The 13145-nt window shown below is 68.8% G+C and carries 15 protein-coding genes; 5 read left to right on the top strand and 10 right to left on the bottom strand.

The window, feature by feature from the left end:
• Positions 1-110: 110 nt before the first annotated feature.
• On the bottom strand, positions 111-2207 hold the full coding sequence (glyS, locus tag BLT45_RS00225) for a glycine--tRNA ligase subunit beta (RefSeq protein WP_093293595.1): 2097 nt from the start codon (positions 2205-2207) through the stop codon (positions 111-113).
• A 146-nt stretch (positions 2208-2353) separates the two neighbouring features.
• Positions 2354-3268: a glycine--tRNA ligase subunit alpha gene (gene glyQ, locus BLT45_RS00220; RefSeq protein ID WP_093293592.1), complete on the bottom strand. Its 915-nt coding sequence runs from the start codon at positions 3266-3268 to the stop codon at positions 2354-2356.
• Between the two features lie 84 nt (positions 3269-3352).
• Here glyQ and BLT45_RS00215 point away from each other — a divergent pair, with 84 nt between their 5' ends.
• Both BLT45_RS00215 and BLT45_RS00210 read left to right on the top strand, forming a co-directional pair.
• A complete protein-coding gene (locus BLT45_RS00215) occupies positions 3353-4078 on the top strand; it encodes a glutamine amidotransferase (protein ID WP_256385780.1) in 726 nt (241 codons plus the stop codon).
• Between the two features lie 32 nt (positions 4079-4110).
• Positions 4111-4989 (top strand): BPSS1780 family membrane protein, encoded by an 879-nt coding sequence (locus BLT45_RS00210; RefSeq protein WP_093293587.1) that lies wholly within the window; start codon positions 4111-4113, stop codon positions 4987-4989.
• Positions 4990-5072: 83 nt separating this feature from the next.
• On the opposite strand, the gene tatC is transcribed toward BLT45_RS00210, so the two are convergent.
• The 4 genes from tatC to BLT45_RS00190 all read right to left on the bottom strand — a co-directional run bounded on the left by tatC (position 5073) and on the right by BLT45_RS00190 (position 7510).
• Positions 5073-5825 carry a twin-arginine translocase subunit TatC gene (gene tatC / locus BLT45_RS00205; protein WP_093293583.1) on the bottom strand — a complete coding sequence of 251 codons (753 nt, stop codon included), beginning with the start codon at positions 5823-5825 and terminating at the stop codon, positions 5073-5075.
• Positions 5822-6328, bottom strand: a complete 507-nt coding sequence (gene tatB, locus BLT45_RS18440; protein ID WP_254771750.1) for a Sec-independent protein translocase protein TatB — start codon at positions 6326-6328, stop codon at positions 5822-5824. The genes tatC and tatB overlap by 4 nt, the downstream gene beginning before the upstream one ends.
• Before the next feature lie 24 nt (positions 6329-6352).
• The gene (tatA, locus tag BLT45_RS00195) at positions 6353-6571 is read right to left on the bottom strand and encodes a Sec-independent protein translocase subunit TatA (protein ID WP_093293572.1); all 219 of its coding nucleotides are present in this window, start codon (positions 6569-6571) and stop codon (positions 6353-6355) included.
• An 81-nt stretch (positions 6572-6652) separates the two neighbouring features.
• Positions 6653-7510, bottom strand: a complete 858-nt coding sequence (locus BLT45_RS00190) for a lipid-binding SYLF domain-containing protein (protein WP_254771749.1) — start codon at positions 7508-7510, stop codon at positions 6653-6655.
• Positions 7511-7619: 109 nt separating this feature from the next.
• On the opposite strand from BLT45_RS00190, the gene hemH reads away from it, so the two are divergent.
• Both hemH and BLT45_RS00180 read left to right on the top strand, forming a co-directional pair.
• Complete coding sequence (gene hemH / locus BLT45_RS00185) at positions 7620-8585, top strand: ferrochelatase (protein WP_093293562.1); 966 nt, start codon at positions 7620-7622, stop codon at positions 8583-8585.
• Positions 8582-9427, top strand: coding sequence for an alpha/beta fold hydrolase (locus BLT45_RS00180; protein ID WP_093293558.1), 846 nt, complete (start codon positions 8582-8584; stop codon positions 9425-9427). Before hemH ends, BLT45_RS00180 begins: the two co-directional genes overlap by 4 nt.
• On the opposite strand, the gene BLT45_RS00175 is transcribed toward BLT45_RS00180, so the two are convergent.
• From BLT45_RS00175 to ttcA, 4 genes are all read right to left on the bottom strand, one after another.
• Positions 9428-10015 carry a hypothetical protein gene (locus BLT45_RS00175; protein ID WP_139187819.1) on the bottom strand — a complete coding sequence of 196 codons (588 nt, stop codon included), beginning with the start codon at positions 10013-10015 and terminating at the stop codon, positions 9428-9430. It abuts the gene before it with no gap.
• Between the two features lie 131 nt (positions 10016-10146).
• Positions 10147-10935: a M48 family metallopeptidase gene (locus BLT45_RS00170; RefSeq protein WP_093293549.1), complete on the bottom strand. Its 789-nt coding sequence runs from the start codon at positions 10933-10935 to the stop codon at positions 10147-10149.
• Between the two features lie 36 nt (positions 10936-10971).
• Complete coding sequence (locus tag BLT45_RS00165; protein ID WP_093293546.1) at positions 10972-11874, bottom strand: recombination-associated protein RdgC; 903 nt, start codon at positions 11872-11874, stop codon at positions 10972-10974.
• 65 nt (positions 11875-11939) lie between these two features.
• Entirely contained in the window at positions 11940-12851 is a 912-nt protein-coding gene (gene ttcA, locus BLT45_RS00160) for a tRNA 2-thiocytidine(32) synthetase TtcA (RefSeq protein ID WP_093293541.1), read from the bottom strand.
• 58 nt (positions 12852-12909) lie between these two features.
• Between ttcA and BLT45_RS00155 the strand changes: the two genes are divergently transcribed.
• A complete protein-coding gene (locus BLT45_RS00155; RefSeq protein WP_093293536.1) occupies positions 12910-13116 on the top strand; it encodes a YdcH family protein in 207 nt (68 codons plus the stop codon).
• Positions 13117-13145: the final 29 nt, after the last annotated feature.

Raw genomic sequence — 13145 nt, 5'->3', positions numbered from 1 at the left:
CGGGTGAGGGGCGAACGGCGTCGGGGCATGTCGGCGCGCCGTCGGCGCCGCGCCTGCCCCTCCGCCCTCCGGGCACCTTCTCCCCGCACGCGGGGAGAAGGCAATCAGCATCAGTTCGACAGATGCTCGATCGCGGCCACGGCGCGGAAGCGATCGGCCAGGCGCTTGAGCAGCGCAAGGCGGTTCGCGCGTACGGCCGGGTCGTCCGCATTCACCATCACGCCGTCGAAGAAGGCGTCCACCTGCGGGCGCAGGCGTGCCAGGTGATTGAGCACGGTGACGTAGTCGTGGTGGTGCAGCGCCTCGTCGGTCTCGCCGAGCACCGCCTCCACCGCTTCGGCCAGCGCGCTTTCGGCCGGGTCGTTCAACAGCGCGCGGTCGATCGTATGCGGGATGGCGATGTCGGCCTTCTTCAGAATGTTGCCGATGCGCTTGTTCGCCGCGGCCAGCGCCTCGGCTTCCGGCAATGTCGCGAACGTGCCGATGGCATCCAGGCGGGTGTCGAAGTCGTACAGCGAAGCCGGCTTCAGTTCCGCCACCGCGGTGAAGTGCGCGGCGGGCACGCCCTTGTCGGCGTAGTAGCCGCGCAGGCGGTCGATGACGAAGTCATAGAGCTCGCCCGTGTCCGCCGTGGCGGACGCGCCGTCCTTGCCGGTCGGCAGCGGGCCGATGGCTTCCACGGCCTTCGCGATCAGGTCCTTGATCGAGAGATTGAAGCCGCTTTCAATGATCGTCCGCGCCAACCCCAGCGCATTGCGCCGTAGCGCGAACGGGTCCTTGTTGCCGGTCGGCTTCAGGCCCGCGGCGAACCCGCCGGCCAGCGTATCCAGGCGCTCGGCGATGGCGAGTACCTTGCCCAGCGGGGACAGCGCGATGTCGTCGCCGGCGAAACGCGGCTGGTAGGCCTCGTCGATGGCCAGCGCGATCTCCTTCGGCTCACCCGCGGCGATGGCGTAGTGGCGTCCGGCGATGCCCTGCAGCTCGGGGAACTCGTTGACCATGCGCGACTGCAGGTCGTTCTTCGCCAGCTCAGCGGCGCGGCGCGCCTGCGCCGGATCTGCGCCGACCTGCGGAGCGATGGCTTCCGCCAGCGCGGCCACGCGCGCCACCTTGTCGGCCACGCTGCCCAGCTTGGCCTGGTAGGTGACGGTCTTCAGGCCGTCGCCCATCGAGGCCAGGCCCTGCTTGAGGTCTTCGTCGAAGAAGAACTTCGCATCGGCGAAGCGCGGACGGATCACGCGCTCATAGCCCTTGCGGACTTCGGCCACGTCCTGCGATTCGATGTTGGCGATGCCGATGAAGTGCTCGGTCAGCTTGCCGCCGTCGCTCAGCACCGGGAAGAACTTCTGGTTGATCTCCATCGTCTCGATCAGCGCTTCCTGCGGCACGGCCAGGAACGCGGACTCGAAGCTGCACAGCACGGCCGCCGGCCATTCGGTCAGGCAGACCACCTGCTCGAGGTTGTCGTCGGTGACGCGCGCGGTGCCACCGGCCTGCGTCGCGGCCTTCTCGACTTCGGCGACGATGCGGGCGCGGCGGGCGTCGGGGTCGACCAGCACCTTCGCGCCCTGTAGCGCCATCACGTAGTCGCCCGGATCGTTGATCCACACCGGCTTGTCGTGTTCGAAGCGATGGCCGCGGCTCATCCGGTCGGACGTCACGCCCAGCACCTCGGCCGGCACCACGTCCTTGCCCAGCAGCAGCACCAGCCAATGCACCGGGCGCGCGAACGCGTACTCGTGCGCGCCCCAGCGCATCGGCTTGGGAATCGGCATGCCGGCGATCGCGTCGCGCACGACATCGGCCAGCAGATCGGCGGTCTTCGCGCCGGGCTTCACCGCGCGATGGACGAAGCGCTCGCCCTTGCCGTCGGTGGTGCGCTCGAGTGCGGTCCAGTCGATGCCGGCCTTGGCGGCGAAGCCTTCCAGGGCCTTGGTCGGCGCCCCGTTCGCGTCGAGCGCGATGTTGAGGTACGGGCCCAGCACTTCGGACTTCTGCTCGGGCTGCTCGACATCCACGGCCGGCAGCAGCACCGCCAGGCGGCGTGGCGTGTACAGCGGCTTGGCATCGCCGCGCTCGAAGCCGATGCCGCGCTTCTCCAGTGCGGCGATCACGCCGTCGAAGAAAGCCTGCGCCAGGCCGGGCAGCGCCTTGACCGGCAGTTCTTCGGTGCCGAGTTCGACCAGCAGGGATTTTTGTTCGCTCATGTCGTCAAACCTTGTGGTGCGTTTCCCTTCTCCACTCGGGAGAAGGTGCCCGAAGGGCGGATGAGGGTGCGGCGAAGTCCTTGGCGGCCGACCGTCCGGATGTCGCCGGACCCTCTCCCAACCCCTCTCCCGGCGGGAGAGGGGCTCTATGCGGTTTCTTTCTTCAATCCCGGGAACCCGAGCTTCTCGCGCTGCGCGTGGTAGGCCTCGGCCACCGCCTGCGCCAGCTTGCGCACGCGCAGGATGTAGCGCTGGCGTTCGGTGACGGAGATGGCGCGGCGCGCATCCAGCAGGTTGAAGCTGTGGCTGGCCTTGGTGACCTGTTCGTAGGCCGGCAGCGGCAGGCCGGCCTCGACCAGCGTCAGTGCTTCCTTCTCGCAGGCGTCGAAGCGGTGGAACAGTTCGGCGACGTCGGCGTGCTCGAAGTTGTACGTGCTCTGCTCGACCTCGTTCTGGTGGTACACATCGCCGTAGGTCACCACGCCCTGCGGGCCGGTGGTCCAGACCAGGTCGTAGACGTTGTCGACGTTCTGCAGATACATGCAGAGGCGTTCCAGGCCGTAGGTGATCTCGCCCAGCACCGGGCGGCACTCCAGGCCGCCGGCCTGCTGGAAGTAGGTGAACTGAGTGACTTCCATGCCGTTGAGCCAGACCTCCCAGCCCAGGCCCCAGGCGCCGAGCGTCGGCGATTCCCAGTTGTCCTCGACGAAGCGCAGGTCGTGCACGCGCGGGTCGATGCCCAGCGCCTTCAGCGAGCCCAGGTACAGCTCCTGCAGGTTGTCGGGGTTGGGCTTCATCACCACCTGGTACTGGTAGTAACGCTGCAGGCGGTTCGGGTTCTCGCCATAGCGGCCGTCGGTGGGACGGCGGCTGGGCTGCACGTAGGCGGCGTTCCACGGTTCCGGGCCGAGGGCGCGCAGGAAGGTGGCCGGATGGAACGTACCGGCACCCACTTCCAGGTCCAGCGGCTGGATCAGAACGCAGCCCTGTTCGGCCCAGTACTGGTTCAGCGTCTGGATCAGGCCCTGGAAGGTTACCGGTGAAATTGTTTGTCCGGCCATGGCGTTATCGTGCACTGCGGAAAAGCGGGCTAGTATACGGGCAAGCCCTTGTCCTGCCGCTGCTTTGCCGTCGTGGATGCCCCAGTGAAAGCCCCCTTCCTCATCGTCGAAACCGGCCAGCCGGTGCGCTCGATGCGGCGCTATGGCGGCTTCCCTCACTGGATCCGCGTGGCCGCCGGCCTGGAGGCCCACGAGACCGTGGTGGCGAACGTCGAACGCGGCGATGCGCTGCCGGGACGCGAGGGGTTCGCCGGCGTGATCGTCAGCGGTTCGGCCGCGATGGTCACCGACCGCGCCGACTGGAGCGAACGCAGCGCCGAATGGCTGCGCGACGCCGCCCACGAAGGCCTGCCGCTGCTGGGCATCTGCTATGGCCACCAGTTGCTGGCGCATGCGTTGGGCGGCGAAGTGGCCTACAACCCGGCCGGCCGCGAATCCGGCACCGTCCATATCGATCTGCATCCGCATGCGCAGGACGACCCGCTGTTCTCGGCGCTGCCGCTGAAGTTCACCGCCCATGCGACCCACGTGCAGACCGTGGCGCGGCCGCCGGAAGGCGCCACCGTGCTGGCCCGCTCCGAGCAGGACGACTGCCACGCCTTCCGCTGGCGCGACCGCGCCTGGGGGGTCCAGTTCCATCCCGAATTCGCCACCCACCACATGCGCGGCTACGTGCACGCCCGTGCCGAGCACCTGCGCAGCGAAGGCCGTTGCCCGGGCACCATCGCCCGTGGCGTGACGGCGGCGCCGCAAGCCCGCAAACTATTGCGGCGGTTCGTCCGCCACGCGCGCGGCCTGCACGCGCGCTGAGTCCACCGCCGCACCCTCCCCAGAGAACCCCGATGTCGACGATCAACAAGGTGCCGGCCAGTGCCGGCGCGGAATGGCTGCTGGCGGGCTGCGCCCTGCTGAAGCGGGCGCCGGTGCCGCTGGCGACGCTGGCCGTCCTGTGGGGGATGCTCTCGATGGTCGTGATGCTGGTGGCGGTGATGCTGCCGGCCACGCTGCTGGCGATGCAGTTCCTGCTGGTGCTGGCGGGTCCGTTGTTCTTCGCCGGCATGCTGTGGGCCGTGCGCGAGGTGGACGAAGGTCGCCACGCCACGCCGTCCAACCTGCTGCAGCCGGTGCGCGACGGCCATGCGCTGGCCCTGGTGATCACGCTGCTGCCCCAACTGGCGGCCGCACTGGTGATGGGTGCGCTCCTCTTCGTCATGGTGGGCACCGAACAGCTGCAGCACCTGGCGGACGTCTACCAGAAGATGCAGGCCATCGCCGCGGCCGGCGGCCAGCCCGATCCCGCCCTGGTCGAAGGACTGCCCGCCGGACGCCTGCTGCTCTGGCTGTTGCTGGTCGCGGTGGTGTTCGTGGCGGTGAAGTGGATGACGTTCATCGCGTCGCCGCAGATCCTGTTCTCGAACACGCATGTCGTCGACGCGATGCGCAACAGCCTGCGCGCCTGCGCCCACAACTGGACCGCGATGCTGGTGTTCTACCTGTTGGCCGGCATCGCGATCTTCGCCGTCGGCACGGGCTCGCTGCTGGTGGCCTCGCTGCTGTCGCTGGTACTGGGCCCGACGCTCGCGATGGGCCTGTGGCAGTTCGTGCTGATGGCCGTCGTAATGCCGGTGCTGGCCGGTGCGGCGTATGCCGCATGGCGGCAGATGATGGGCCACGTCGCGTCGGCTACCTCCGCATCCGCGCCCAGCCATATCGAAGTCTGAGATACGTCAGTCGCAAGTCGCGACGGCCTAGGTACGGAAGACCGAGGGTTCACCACCCGGGCGCGCTGCGGCGTAGCGCAGGCTCAGGGTTCGACGGGGCGCGGCTTTAGCCACCCGGCCGCCACGATGCCTACTTCGTACAACAGGCACATCGGAATGGCGAGCATCAGCTGCGACACCACGTCCGGCGGGGTGATCAGGGCGGCGATGACGAACACGCCGACGATGGCGTAGCCGCGGCCTTCACGCAGCTGCTGCGGCGTCACCCAGCCCAGCAGGACCATGATGACCAGGGCCACGGGCAGCTCGAAGCTGACGCCGAAGGCCAGGAAGATGACCATCACGAAGTCCAGGTACTTCGCCGGATCCGGTGCCAGCGTCACGATGTCCGGCGTAAAGACGGTCAGCGCATGGAAGACGCTGGGCAGCACGAGGAAGTACGCGAACGCGCAACCCGCGTAGAACAGCGCGATCGCGGAGACCAGCAGCGGCATGGCCAGCCGCTTCTCATGCTTGTACAGGCCGGGTGCCACGAAACTCCACGCCTGGAACAGCAACCAGGGCGAAGAAAGGAACAACGCCAGGAAGAACGCCAGCTTGATCGGCGCGAAGAACCCCGACGTGGGATCGCTGGCGATCATCTGCGTCGCCTGCCCGGCGGGCAGCTGGGAGATCAGCGGACGGGCGAGATGGTCGTACAGCTGCCGCACGAACGGCAGCAGCGCCAGCAGGATGAGGCCGGTGCCTGTGAGCCCGCGCACCAGCCGCGTACGCAGCTCCAGCAGGTGCTCCATCAGGCTGCTTTCGGCTTCCTGCCCCGGCGCCTCGCGGTTCATCGCGACTCCTTCGGCGGGAACAGGTCGGCCGTGGTACCGATGTCGGGCGCCTGCGCTTCATCCGCCGGCACGTCGTCATGCGTATCGGTCGTCGACGCGAGGCGGCCTTCCTCCTCCATCACCGGATCCGGCGCGTCCGCTGTCACCTGCGGCTTGGCGAGCGCGGGCGGGGTGATCGCGGACTCGACATCGTCGCGCAGCGCCCTGGCATCGTCGCGTGCGGCCGTGCGGACTTCCTCGAACTGGCGCTCGGTCTCTCGCGCGCTGTCGCGGATGCGCTGCTCGGTGTCGCGCAATGCGTCCTGGGCGTCCTTGAGGTTGCGCTTCAGTTCCTCGGACGCGAGCTCGCGCTCGAGTTCGTCCTTGACCGAGTACCACTGCGCGCGCGCGCGGCGCACCCACAGGCCGGCGAACCGCGCCGCCTTGGGCAGGCGTTCGGGGCCGAGCACGATCAACGCGACGACCGCGATGACCAGCAGTTCACTGAAACCGATGTCGAACATGGTCGCGGCGGGTGCCCCGCCGGATCAGCTGGCGTCGCGGTCGCGCTCTTTGGAGGCGCTGGACTCTTCGTTGCGGGACTGGTCGCCCAGCTGGCCGGCCGCCTTGTCGTCGCGCATGCCTTCCTTGAAGCCCTTCACGGCCTCGCCCAGGTCCTTGCCGGCGCTACGCAGACGCTTGGTGCCGAAGACCAGCAGCACGACCACCAGCACGATGATCCAATGCCAGATGCTCAAACCGCCCATGGTGTGCTCGCAGAAAAGTAGGGACGCTCAGGATAGCGCAGCCGGGGGGTGAGGATGTGGACCCACACCCCATGACTTCCGTCAGGGCGTGCCGTCCAGCGGCTCCGTGCGGACTTCGCCTTCCTGAACCGGCTGGAAGCCCTGCGTCTGCGTCGGCGCCGGGGCTTCCACCACGACTGGCGCGATCACCGGCGCCGGGGTCGTGGCGCGCGCCACGGCGCCGGTGGTGCCGCGATTGCCGCGGGCCAGCTCGGTGACTTCTTCCAGCTGGTCGCGGAACCCGACCACGGCATCGGAGGGCTGGCCGGCGCGGCTCTCGAAGATGGCGCGCGGTGTGGCGGCGCTGCCGTAGACGGAAGTGTTGGCTTCGTCGTCGATCTGCAGCACCGCGCCATCCAGGGCGACGCCTGCGAACAGGCCGCGCGCACGCGACCACGACCAGATCTCGGCCTTCAGCTGGCCATCGGTCGCGGCGGTGGCGTTGCGGCCCACCGGACCCGCGGCCACGCCGGCATCGGCGCCGAGGGTGAACTTGCCGTTGACGATGGAGTCCAGCGAACGGTCGTTGCGGAACACCAGCACCACGTCCGAGGACTGCACGCCGGCCTGGAAGCCGATGCTGCCGCCGGTGAGCTTGATGAAGACGGGTTGCGACCAGCTGCCGTCGCCCGTCTTGACCGACATCAGGCCATGGCCGCGACGACCTCCGATGACCAGGCCCGCTTTCAGCGTGTCGGGGATGACGATGATCGCCTTGCCTTCGTCCAGCAGCTTGTCGGGGATCCCGTTCTCGGGAATGCGCTGGATCTCGTTGAGCACGCGGACCGCGTTGGTCGCGCGCTCGTCTTCCTTCGGCCCGGCGATGGCCTGGCCTGCGAACAGGGCGGCGGCCAGGGCGAGGGCGGTGGGCGGCAGCAGGCGGCGGGAGGTGCGGTTCATGGCGGACTCCGGAGAAGGTCTCGCAGCAGGATGCTGCAACCGATTGAAAGTAGGCGTGACCGCATGAATCTGTGCTGACGCGTGCCGGCGCTCTGACACAATAGCGCCCATGCCCGATACGCCTGCCACCGCCCTGCTCATCGTCAATCTCGGTACGCCCGAGGCGCCCACCGCACCGGCGGTGCGTCGCTATCTGGGGGAGTTCCTCAGCGATCGTCGGGTCGTGCAGATTCCGCGCATTGCGTGGCTGCCGCTGCTGCACGGCCTCATCCTGCCGCTGCGCGGGCCGAAGGCGGCGGCCAAGTACGCCAGCATCTGGCTGCCCGAAGGTTCGCCCTTGGCGGTCTACACGCGTCGCCTGGCCGCGGCGGTGCAGGCCCGCCTGCCGCAGTGGCGGGTGGTGGATGCGATGCGCTACGGCGAACCTTCGCTGGCGTCCCGCCTGCAGGCCCTGCGCAAGGACGGCGTGCAACGGGTCGTCGTGCTGCCGCTGTATCCGCAATACTCGACGACGACGACCGAGTCGGTCCGCGATGTGGTGGCGCGGGACGGCGGCGGGTTGCAGGTGCATTTCATCGAGGAGTACGCCGTCGATCCCGGTTGGCTGGCGGCCGTCGTCGCCTCCATCCGTTCATGGCGCGCCGTGCGCGGCGCGGGCGAGCATCTGCTGTTCTCCTACCATGGCCTGCCGCAGCGCGTGGCGCGCGCGGGCGATCCGTATCCGCAGCAGTGCGAAGCCAGCACGCGCGCGATCGTGCAGGCGTTGGGCCTGCCGGACGACGCATGGACGCTGACCTACCAGTCGCGCTTCGGCAAGGAGCGCTGGCTGGAGCCGGCGACCGACGTCACGCTCCGCGCGCTGGCCGCACGCGGCGTACGCAAGGTGGATGTCGTCTGCCCGGGCTTCGCTGTCGATTGCCTGGAGACGCTGGAGGAAGTGGGCCTCGGCCTGGCGGAGGAATTCGCCCACGCGGGCGGCGAACTGCGCTACCTGCCGTGCCTCAACGACGGCGATGCGCACGCGGATGCGCTGGCGACGCTGGCGCGCCGCGCCGCGGGTGGTGCCGCAGCATGATGCTGCGCGACTTCGAGCTGCAGATCCCGCTGGGACGCATCACCGGCCTGCGCAGCGAGGGCGAGGGCACGCGCGTGATCGCGCTGCATGGTTGGCTCGACAATGCGGCGAGCTTCGTCCCGCTGGCACCCTATCTGGCGGGCGTGCAGCTGGTCGCACCCGACCTGCCGGGACATGGCGCCAGTGCCCACCTCGCGCCCGGTGCGGAATACACCAGCGGTGTGGCGGTGAATGCCGTGCTCGACATCGCCGATGCGCTGGGCTGGGAGACGTTTTCGCTGCTGGGCCACTCGATGGGCGCCGGCATCGCGAGCCTGGTGGCGGCCTCGGTGCCGGAGCGCGTGCAGCGCCTGGTGGTGATCGAAGCGCTGGGCGGGCTGGCGGAAACCGTCGAACGCACCGCCGACCGCTGGCGCGAGGCCATCGCCGCGGCGCGTGCGCTGCCGGGCAAGAAGCTGCGCGTGTTCGCCGACCTCGCGTCGCCGGTGCGTGCCCGCATGCAGGCCAATCAGTTGAGCGAAGCCGCGGCACGGCTGCTGGTCGAGCGCGGCGTGCGCGCGGTGGACGACGGTTATGTCTGGAGCAGCGATCCCCGGCTCACGCTGCCCACGCCGCAGCGCCTGAGCGAGCCGCAGCTCGCGCGACTCGTTGCCGGCATCGCCTGTCCCACGACGGTGGTCTACGCCGATCCGCCGCAGGCCTACTTCCCCGAGCCGCTGCGCACGCAACGCGCGCAGCTGCTGCCGGACGGCCGTCTGCATGTCATCGCCGGCATCCACCATCTCCACATGGAAGATCCTGCCGCGGTCGCCGACATGATCGGCGATTTCCTGCGCGGTTGATCAACCCCGCTTCGCGCGCCGCAGCTCCAGGGCCAGGCGGATGTCGCCTTTGCGGATCGGCGCCATGCTGCGCCACCACGCGTTCGTGATGGCTTCCAGCTCCGCATCCTCGCCGGCAAGGCGCCGCAACAGGGCGATGTCCTCGGAGGTGGCGGGCATTTCGTCCGGCAGATAGAACGTGTCGAGCGGCGACCGTGAAGGCGTGCGCGTCGCGCGGGCCAGCAGCGCCACCAGCACCAGGGCGAGCAGGGCGTATCCGATCAGCAACGGGGCCTGCGACGAGAGGGTGCTACCCCGCCAGGCCAGCCACCCGCCGCTTGCCGCGGCGGCGATCATCAGCCAGTCGTTGCGACCCATGCGGCGCGACGTGCCGGCATCGCGTCGGCGGGCATGCGCGCGCTGCGCCGCTTCCTCCACCGTCAGTCCCTTGCGGCTCATCAAGGCCCGTCGCGCCGCAATGGTGGTGGCGTTCTCCGATGACGGCGCTGCGCACGGCGAGAACGGTGTAAGTGCCGGCGTGGCGTCGCTGGATTCGGCCTGGGCGGCACGGTCGAGGGAACGCTCGGCGGAAGGCGCGGCGTGTGACATGGAGAGCGTCGGTTGGGAGACGGGCGCCGGGAGCGTGGCCCCCGTTCCTTGCGGGCCACCGGGCTCCCGGCTCCTTTCCATTCGCGACCCGCGTGCCACGCAGGACAGCGCATCGTGTCGTGTCGCGTCGGTCAGTCGCCGGACAACAGCCGATGCAGGCGCGACTTCAGGCGCCGTCCTTCGGCGTGGAAATACGCGCGCTCATCCCGCCACCCGGGGAAACGCGCCTCCACTTCCCGCCAGAACGCGGGCGAGTGATTGGCCTGCAGCAGATGGCAGAGCTCGTGGACCAGCACGTACTCGAACGCCGAGGGACGTCCGAGGACCAGGGCCAGGTCCAGGGTGAGCGTACCGTCGGGTGCGAGCGAGCCCCACTGCGAAGACATCACCTTCAGCCGGATCTGGCGCGGCGCGCGGGGCAGGCCGGCGAGATAGCCGGGCAGCCAGCGACCGATGTCGGCGCGCGCCTCGGCTTCGTAGAACGCACGCAGTGTCTTGCGCAGCGTGGCGTCACCGGTGCGTGCGGACAGCGCGACGTGGATGCCGTCCTCGTGTCGCGTGATGCGGGTGAAGCGCCCTTCGTGCCAGTGCAGCGGAAGATCGTCGCCGCGCAACGGCAGGGTCGCGGTGACGCCCGGCGTAAGCGCGGCGATCTCTTCATCCGGCGCGTATCGCGAGAGCTGCTCGGCCAGCCAGTCCCGATGTTGCTGCAGGAAGCGGTCGCCCGATACCAGGCTGGCGCGCCAGGGCAGCGTGAGCCGCGCCCCGCGTTCGTCGACGCTCAGCTTCAGGCGCTTGGCGCGCGGGTCGCGCACGCGCTGCACCTCCAGCGACCGGCCATCGTCGAGCGCCAGCGTGACCGTGTCGCGCTCGACGCTGCGGGGCGTGCGGGCGATCAGGCGATGGAGCAGGGACGGCATGGACGCATCATAGCCGCGACGTGGCGCGGGCGGGGTTCAGTCCGCCTTGCTGAGCTTCAGTGCGTGTTCCAGCACCAGGAACAATCGTTTCAGCTCGCCGGCCATCAGGGCGAAGCGGGCGTCGAGCTCGGCGCGCAGGTCGTCGTGCTCGGTGTTCTCCAACTGGTCGACCGCGCCGTCGAGGAACTTCAGCTTGCGCACGATCAGGTCTTCGCCGAGGACGAACGACACGTGGTCGTCCAGCACCAACGCCAGCTTGGTGACCTGCTTGCCGGCTTCCAGGTGCTTGGCGATCTCGTCGCTCTGCAGTTCCTGGTTCTGGCACTTCACCACCGCGCCGCCTTCCATCGCGTCCTTGAGCTCGCACTCCTCGCCCAGCGACAGGCCTTCCGGCAGCGGTTCGCCGGCGATCCAGCCGGTCAGCACGTTGCGCGGCGCGACTTCGGCATTGAGCGGCAGGGCGGGGAAGCTGCCCAGCGCGCGGCGCACTTCCGAGACCACGTTCTCGCCGGTCTTGCGCGAGGATGCATCGACGGCGATGAAGCCGTGCTCCAGGTCGATCAGCGCGTCGGTGCGCGAGGGTTTGACGAAGGCGCGCGGCAGCAGCTCGTGCAGCAGGTCGTCCTTCAAGCGCTTGCGGGTCTTGCCGCCGGGCTTGCGGCCTTCCTTCTCTTCGATCTCGAGCAGCTTCTTCTGCAGCAGGTCGTTGACCACCGCGCCCGGCAGGATCTTGTCCTCACCGCCGACGCTCAGCCAGATCGCGTCGTTGATGCGGTGGGACAGTGCCGCTTCGCCGCGACCGAACGGCGAGATGAAGCCGCGCGACGACAGCTCCAGCGGGCCGACCGGTTTGAGCGCGGCTTCGGGGAGCAGCTCGTCGAGCTGGGAGAAATCGAGGGCGGTGGGGAAGCGGAACAGCGTGAGATTGCGGAAGAACATCGACTATCCAAAATGAAGAAAGGTCGCTCCGCCCGTGCAGGACGGAGGGAACGGAACGGGTGGGGTCAGGCCAGCGTTTCGGCGTCGGCGTGCGGTTCGCCGGCCAGCCAGGCGTGGGCATCGGGCAGCGCGGCGCCGTCCCGGTGGCCCAGCGACAGGAAATCGAACAGGTTGGGGTCGCTCAGCTGCGAAGGACGGATATCGCCCAGCGCGCGGGCGATGGTCTCGATGCGGCCGGGGGTCTCGCGCTCCCAGGTGTCCATCATCTTCTTGACCTGCTTGCGCTGCAGGTTCTCCTGGCTGCCGCACAGGTTGCAGGGGATGATCGGGAAGGCCTTGGCCTCGGCGTACTCGGCGATGTCGTCCTCACGCACGTAGGCCAGCGGGCGGATCACCACGTGCTTGCCGTTGTCCGACAGCAGCTTGGGCGGCATGCCCGAGAGCTTGGCGTGGAAGAACATGTTGAGGAAGAACGTCGCCACCAGGTCGTCGCGATGGTGGCCCAGCGCGATCTTGGTGAAGCCGTTCTCCTCGGCGTAGCTGTACAGCGCGCCGCGGCGCAGGCGCGAGCACAGCGAGCACATCGTCTTGCCTTCCGGTATCACCCGGCTGACCACCGAATAGGTGTCCTGTTCGATGATGTGGTACGGCACGCCTACCGAGGCCAGGTACGCCGGCAGCACGTGTTCGGGAAAATCCGGCTGCTTCTGGTCCAGGTTGACCGCGACCAGTTCGAAGCGGACCGGCGCCTTCTTCTGCAGCTGCAACAGGATGTCCAGCATCGTGTAGCTGTCCTTGCCGCCGGACAGGCACACCATCACCTTGTCGCCTTCCTCGATCATGCCGAAGTCGGCGATGGCCTGGCCCACCTGCCGGCGCAGGCGCTTGCCCAGCTTGCCCTGCTCGTGCACCGCACGCCGAGGATCGGCGGCCGGGCGGCGCAGGATGGGGTCGGGCAGGGGTAGGACGGTGCTCATGGCAACATTGTACCGGGGCGCGGTGACGGGCTCAGCGCGGCCGGTGTACGCTCGCCGAATGGAAGCCAGCAACCCCTCCGATGTCGCCCAGAAGATCGCCGAACTCCGCGTGGAGCATCGGGACCTCGACGAGGCCATCGCGAAGCTGGTGGACGACGCCGACGCCGATGAGGTGGCCATCAAGCGCCTGAAGAAGCGCAAGCTGTGGCTGAAGGACTGCATCGCACGGCTCGAGAGCGCGCTGATTCCGGACGAGCCCGCCTGACCCCCGCCGCCGGCACCCGTGCCGGCCGA

Origin of the sequence: Pseudoxanthomonas sp. CF385 (assembly GCF_900104255.1) — a bacterium.
Taxonomy (GTDB): domain Bacteria; phylum Pseudomonadota; class Gammaproteobacteria; order Xanthomonadales; family Xanthomonadaceae; genus Pseudoxanthomonas_A.
This window is presented reverse-complemented; position numbering and strand designations above follow the sequence as displayed.